The following is a 5,610-nucleotide window of genomic DNA, read 5'->3' on the forward strand; positions in this document are numbered from 1 at the left end:
CAGATGCGAAAGGTCGATGGCTGGGAAACCTTGGCTCAGCCCATCGCCCCGATCAGACTTGACCTCGCGGCCTGATCAGGCCCAAATCCACATGCTCGGAGAACGCCGCCAGAGAATTTCCACCAGATTCGAGACACAACCTATCTTCCGGTGAGGGATGGCTAACGGCCGCCGCCTGCGGGGCCTCTGCGGGGGTCACAGCGCTTGGCAAATTTCCAGTGGTTTCTGTCATCAGTGTTCCCTTTTACTCATTTACTCTGTTCGAGTGACGCTGTTCGAGGCGATGTTATATGCCCCAGCGCATCCACGCGCTGACCTGTGTCAAGAAGCTGTCATATGGAGTGCATTTCAAAGCAGTCTTGCCGCACCTGGTGACGCAACGGTTGGCTTGATTGCAAAAGGCTCTGGCCCCAGCCTTGTCTTTCATCGCAGGAGGACACCACATGCACAGCGCCATCGAAAGCCTCCAGGGGCAGCCCTTTTTTGTCCGCCGCTGGGGCGACCCCGCCCTGCCCCGTCTGTTGCTGTTGCACGGGTTCCCGGAATACGGTGGTGCCTGGACGGAAATCGCAAGCCATCTCAGTCAACATTTCCACTGTATTGCCCCCGACCAGCGCGGATATGGCCAAAGCTGGGCTCCTGAAGGCGTCGAGAACTACGCCGCCTCAAGTCTGATTGGCGATATGGTTGCGCTGATTGGCGCCGAGCAGGGGCCGGTGACGGTGTTCGGTCACGATTGGGGCGCCGCAATCGCCTATGGGTTGGCGATGTTTCATCCGCATCTGGTCGACCGTCTGATTATCGCTAATGGGGTGCACCCGGTGCCGTTTCAGCGGGCCTTGGCCAGTGGCGGCGAGCAGTCAGCCGCGTCACAATATATTCCCTGGCTGCGCCAACCGGGGGTAGAAGCCGAGCTGAGCGCCAATGGGTTTGAGAAACTGCAGGCCCTGTTTGCAACCCATATGGATATGTCCTGGCTCTCTGGCGCACGGTTGCACGCCTACAAAGCGGAATGGGCGCGCCCGGGTCGGCTGCAGGCCATGGTCAACTGGTATCGCGCCTCACCGCTACAGGTCGCCAAACCCGGGCAGCCCATTGCCATGCCAGCACTACCGCTTGCGCGCCTGACGGTGCCCCAACCCCACCTGTTGCTCTGGGGGGATGGGGATACCGCCTTGTTGCCGGAAACCACCCTTGGGCTGGAAGGGTTTGCGCCGCAGCTGACCCGCATCACGATTGCGGGCTGTGATCACTGGCTGCATCATCAAAAACCCAAAGACCTGGCCGAGGCTATTCTTAACTGGCACCCCTGACCCAAGGCGTCGCATAAGTCGCTTTCGCACCCCTAGCTATGGCCCCAATCTTCCGGGTTTTCCGAATTGTTGGGGCTAAGCCCCAGATCATCGCCCTTGGTTGAACAGCCAAGCCCCAGAACCGTTCGGTTGGCATAGGAAAAATAGGCGCTGACCTGGTTGATCTCGAGAATTTCGCCGTCGTCATATCCCACCTGACGCAGGGCTTCTATGTCTGCCTCAACCAGGCTGGCCGGGGCCTCTGTCAGCTTGCGCGCATAATGCATGGCGGCCTGTTGTGCCATATCAAGAGGCGCTACTGCCGGATCGCGCGCTTCGATCGCAGCGCGAATGGCCAGACCACGATCCGCATCCGCCAACAGCCGCTGAAGGCCGGCAAAATGATGCTCAACGCAGTAGTCACAGTTGTTCAAGGACGAGACCCAGACGCCCAGCACCTCAAGAAACCACTTGGGGATTTTATTGCCAGTATGGTGCAGCACATTTTTATAGAGCGCCATATGGCCCTCCATCGAATGGGGCCGCAGGCTATGGGCCATCATGATGTTGTCGACATTGTTGTTAGGTCCCGTGACCCGCTCATACAGCTTTTTCAGCTTGCCGGTTGCCGCCTCGAACGGAACTGTCTTGATCCATGCCATGCCTTTTTCTTCCCCTGTTCAGCTTTTCCTGCACGTTAGGGAGCAGACCCTAGCCGGGCAATCCAAAAGGGAAAGCAAAAATCCACCACGGCCTGTCACCTTTGCGCGAGCGGTTGATCAAAAGCCGACCTCTGGCCTGTCGGCGCGTGTCTTTGGCTGTCTGTGGTGGTCTCTGGGAGGCTTGGTTATCCACAGCCCCTAGCGGGCCTCTTTCGCAACACCACAACACCTGACATAATAGCCGCAACCAAAACAAACCAAAGAGCAGCTCCCGCCAATGGCAAACGACCTTCTCAGCACGCCCGCCGACGAAATCTATGACGCCTCCTCAATCGAAGTGCTGGAAGGGCTGGAACCGGTGCGCCAGCGCCCCGGCATGTATATCGGCGGCACCGATGAGCGTGCGCTGCACCATATGGTGGCAGAAATCCTCGACAACTCGATGGACGAAGCGGTCGCGGGTCATGCCAACCGCATCGAAGTCACCCTGCATGCGGATTATTCGGTCACCATTTCCGACAATGGCCGCGGCATTCCAATTGATCCGCACCCCAAGTTTCCGGATAAATCCGCGCTGGAAGTGATCCTGTGCACCCTGCACGCGGGGGGGAAATTTTCTGGCAAGGCCTATCAGACCTCCGGCGGTCTGCACGGGGTTGGCTCTTCGGTGGTGAACGCCCTGTCAGATAGTCTGGTGGTTCAGGTCGCCAAGAACAAAGAATTGTTTGAACAACGGTTTTCCCGTGGCCTGCCCCTGGGCCCGGTTGAAAAGGTCGGCGCAGCGCCCAACAAACGCGGCACCTTTGTCACCTTTCATGCGGATGAACAGATCTTTGGCTCACATCGGTTCAAGCCCAAGCGCCTGTTCACCCTGGTGCGCTCCAAGGCCTATCTGTTCTCGGGCGTGGAGATCCGCTGGAAATCAGAGATAGACGACAAGGAAACCCCGGTCGAGGCCACTTTCCACTTCCCCGGCGGGCTCAAGGATTATCTGACAGAGGTGCTGGGCAAGGCCTCGGTCTATGCCGATGCGCCCTTTGCCGGCAAGGTGGAGTTCCGCGAGAAATTTGGCGAGCCGGGCTATGTGGAATGGGCGATCAACTGGACGCCCTCACGCGATGGTTTCACCCAAAGCTACTGTAATACCGTGCCCACACCCGAGGGTGGCACCCATGTGGCGGGTTTCTGGGCTGCCATTTTGAAAGGTATCAAGGCCTATGGTGAGTTGGTCGGCAACAAGAAGGCTGCCAGCATTACCCGCGACGACCTGATGGCGGGGGGCTGTGGGTTGGTGTCTTGTTTCATCGCCGACCCTGCCTTTGTTGGCCAGACCAAGGATCGTTTGTCGACCGAGAGCGCTGCCAAGATGGTGGAAAATTCGGTGCGTGACCATTTTGACAACTGGCTGGCGGCAGACACCAAATCTGCTGGCGCCATCCTTGATTTTCTGGTGCTGCGCGCCGAGGAACGCCTGCGCCGCAAGCAGGAGAAAGAGACCCAGCGCAAATCGGCCACCAAGAAGCTGCGCCTGCCGGGCAAGCTGACGGATTGCACCTCCAAGGACCGCGTGGGCACCGAGCTGTTCATCGTCGAGGGCGACTCTGCGGGGGGCTCAGGCAAGGGCGCGCGCAACCGGGTCAATCAGGCGCTGCTGCCGTTGAAGGGCAAGATCCTCAACGTATTGGGCGCGGCCTCCAACAAGCTGGGCTCAAACGCCGAGATCAATGATCTCTGCGAGGCTTTGGGTGTTGGATTGGGCAGCAAATTTGTGCTGGATGATCTGCGCTATGACAAAATCATCATCATGACTGATGCGGATGTTGACGGTGCCCATATTGCCTCCCTCCTGATGACGTTCTTTTTCACCCAGATGCGGCCCTTGATTGATGGCGGTCATCTGTATCTCGCCTGCCCGCCGCTATTCCGCCTGACCCAAGGCGCCAAGCGCGTCTATTGCCTGGACGAAGCCGAGCGCGATCTGTGGCTGGAAAAGGGCCTGGGCGGTAAGGGCAAGATCGACGTGAGCCGGTTTAAAGGTCTGGGCGAGATGGACGCCAAGGATCTGAAAGAGACCACCATGGACCCCAGCACGCGGAAACTGATCCGGGTGACCATTGATGAGGACGAGCCGGGCGAGACTGGCGATCTGGTTGAACGCCTGATGGGTAAAAAGCCCGAGCTGCGCTATCAGTATATTCAAGAGAACGCAAGGTTCGTGGAGGAGCTGGATGTTTGAGTTGTGAAATCATCCACAGAAATGTCTATGCTCGCAATTTAGTCTGGAGGCTTTATCGTGACGCTGCCGACGAAGACTACATCGCCGCTCGATTTTTCTCGAAGGCGTTTATGCCGTTCAATTTCTATTGGAGTGCGCAGCAATCACTAGAAAAAATCATCAAAGCGACGTGCTTCTAAATGGAGAAGAAACAAGGGGTTTCTCTCACGGTTTAAAAAAGCCTTTTGAACTCGCGCAAAGTATATGCGGGGATCTGTTACCAAGCGTTTTGGTACCTCACCGAAATTTTTACAGCCAAGCAATTCTCTCAAACTACGCGGAGCCCTCAATAGGCTTTGTGGAGAGAATCGAGACCGAAGGTGATCCCAGCAACCGGTACAGGCATTTTGGCGTTCACTACAGACAAGCCGATCTCCACAAACTTGACGACATCTATTTTGCTCTTCGTCGGACGGCGTTTCCTTTGAGCATGTCTGAAGATATTTTCGGCTCATACCGTTTATTTCTTGAAAAATGCCGCTCCTGCCAACTACACGATTTCGATTGTTTGTCTGCGGCAAGGCGAGGCAAGGTTGGCTTTACTGAGCGAGAAGCCGCTTTCAAGTGGCAGAACTTCGCTTTTTGCGAGGAAGAGGCCTTAGCAGAAGGTGCCCTCCACACAGGTTATTCCATAACGAACTCCGTCATATACAACAGCGCGACTGGTGACGAGAATGGCCGCGAAGCTGTGTATTGGCTCCTAAATGCTGCGAAGTTCTCAAAGGACGAAAAGCGCGACATTCAGAAACTGATTGACGCACAACACAAGGCCCGCGACTGACCTTGGGAGGGCGCGAATGCGCCTTCGTCATGCTGAAAGCATGCCTCCGGCAAGACGGGAAGGTCAGGCGCGGGCCGTGCGGCTGCGCCCCACGTCCTAGGGGAATTCCTGCAAGCGCTGCACGTAGACTTGCACGGTTGAAGGCGCAGGGCTCCGCCCGTTTGAACCTCAAACAGTGCCCCGCACTGTTTGCCGCTATGCGGACCGGTTCCAACTCCACGGGGGGAAGGTCAGGCGCGGGCGTGACGGCCCAGGGAAACATCTCACCACTGCCATCTTCCAAAGCTGCGGACACCAGCTAAGGGATCCGCCAAGCCGAGCTACTGATAGCTGCCGCGGGCCGGGTCGAAGCGCAGCACGGTTTCGCGGCCGCAGACCAGATCAGGCATGCCTGCGGTGCGGCTTGAGAGGATGCCAAGGCGCACACAGCCGGTACTGAGTGTGATCTTGCGCCCCGTCGCCGGTCGTGTCGCGAAGGTGGTGGAAATTTGAAGGTGGCGTAATCTCCGGGTGAACTGAACCCACCCAACCGGCGGCAGCAACCGCCAGGGAGATCACGCCATGAAGAACAATACCGACACTGCCGCGCTTTCGCTACTG

The 5,610-nt window shown here is 57.5% G+C and carries 4 protein-coding genes; 3 read left to right on the forward strand and 1 reads right to left on the reverse strand.

The annotated features are described in order from the left end of the window. The first annotated feature begins 443 nt into the window (after positions 1–443). Entirely contained in the window at positions 444–1,313 is an 870-nt protein-coding gene (locus QZ268_RS19590) for an alpha/beta hydrolase (protein WP_295455825.1), read from the forward strand. A gap of 32 nt (positions 1,314–1,345) precedes the next feature. On the opposite strand, the gene QZ268_RS19595 is transcribed toward QZ268_RS19590, so the two are convergent. Beyond that, entirely contained in the window at positions 1,346–1,954 is a 609-nt protein-coding gene (locus tag QZ268_RS19595) for a peroxidase-related enzyme (RefSeq protein WP_295455827.1), read from the reverse strand. A 277-nt stretch (positions 1,955–2,231) separates the two neighbouring features. On the opposite strand from QZ268_RS19595, the gene parE reads away from it, so the two are divergent. Together parE and QZ268_RS19605 are read left to right on the forward strand one after the other, a co-directional pair. After that, positions 2,232–4,190: a DNA topoisomerase IV subunit B gene (gene parE / locus QZ268_RS19600; RefSeq protein ID WP_295455829.1), complete on the forward strand. Its 1,959-nt coding sequence runs from the start codon at positions 2,232–2,234 to the stop codon at positions 4,188–4,190. Positions 4,191–4,527: 337 nt separating this feature from the next. Then, positions 4,528–5,010: a hypothetical protein gene (locus tag QZ268_RS19605; RefSeq protein ID WP_295455831.1), complete on the forward strand. Its 483-nt coding sequence runs from the start codon at positions 4,528–4,530 to the stop codon at positions 5,008–5,010. Positions 5,011–5,610: the final 600 nt, after the last annotated feature.

This window comes from uncultured Pseudophaeobacter sp. (assembly GCA_905479575.1).
Classification (GTDB): domain Bacteria; phylum Pseudomonadota; class Alphaproteobacteria; order Rhodobacterales; family Rhodobacteraceae; genus Pseudophaeobacter.

Excerpts from the sequence above, each read along its gene's own strand:
- parE (WP_295455829.1), top strand. The coding sequence starts at position 2,232 with ATGGCAAACGACCTTCTCAGCACGCCCGCCGACGAAATCTATGACGCC.
- QZ268_RS19590 (WP_295455825.1), top strand. The coding sequence starts at position 444 with ATGCACAGCGCCATCGAAAGCCTCCAGGGGCAGCCCTTTTTTGTCCGC.
- QZ268_RS19595 (WP_295455827.1), bottom strand. The coding sequence starts at position 1,954 with ATGGCATGGATCAAGACAGTTCCGTTCGAGGCGGCAACCGGCAAGCTG.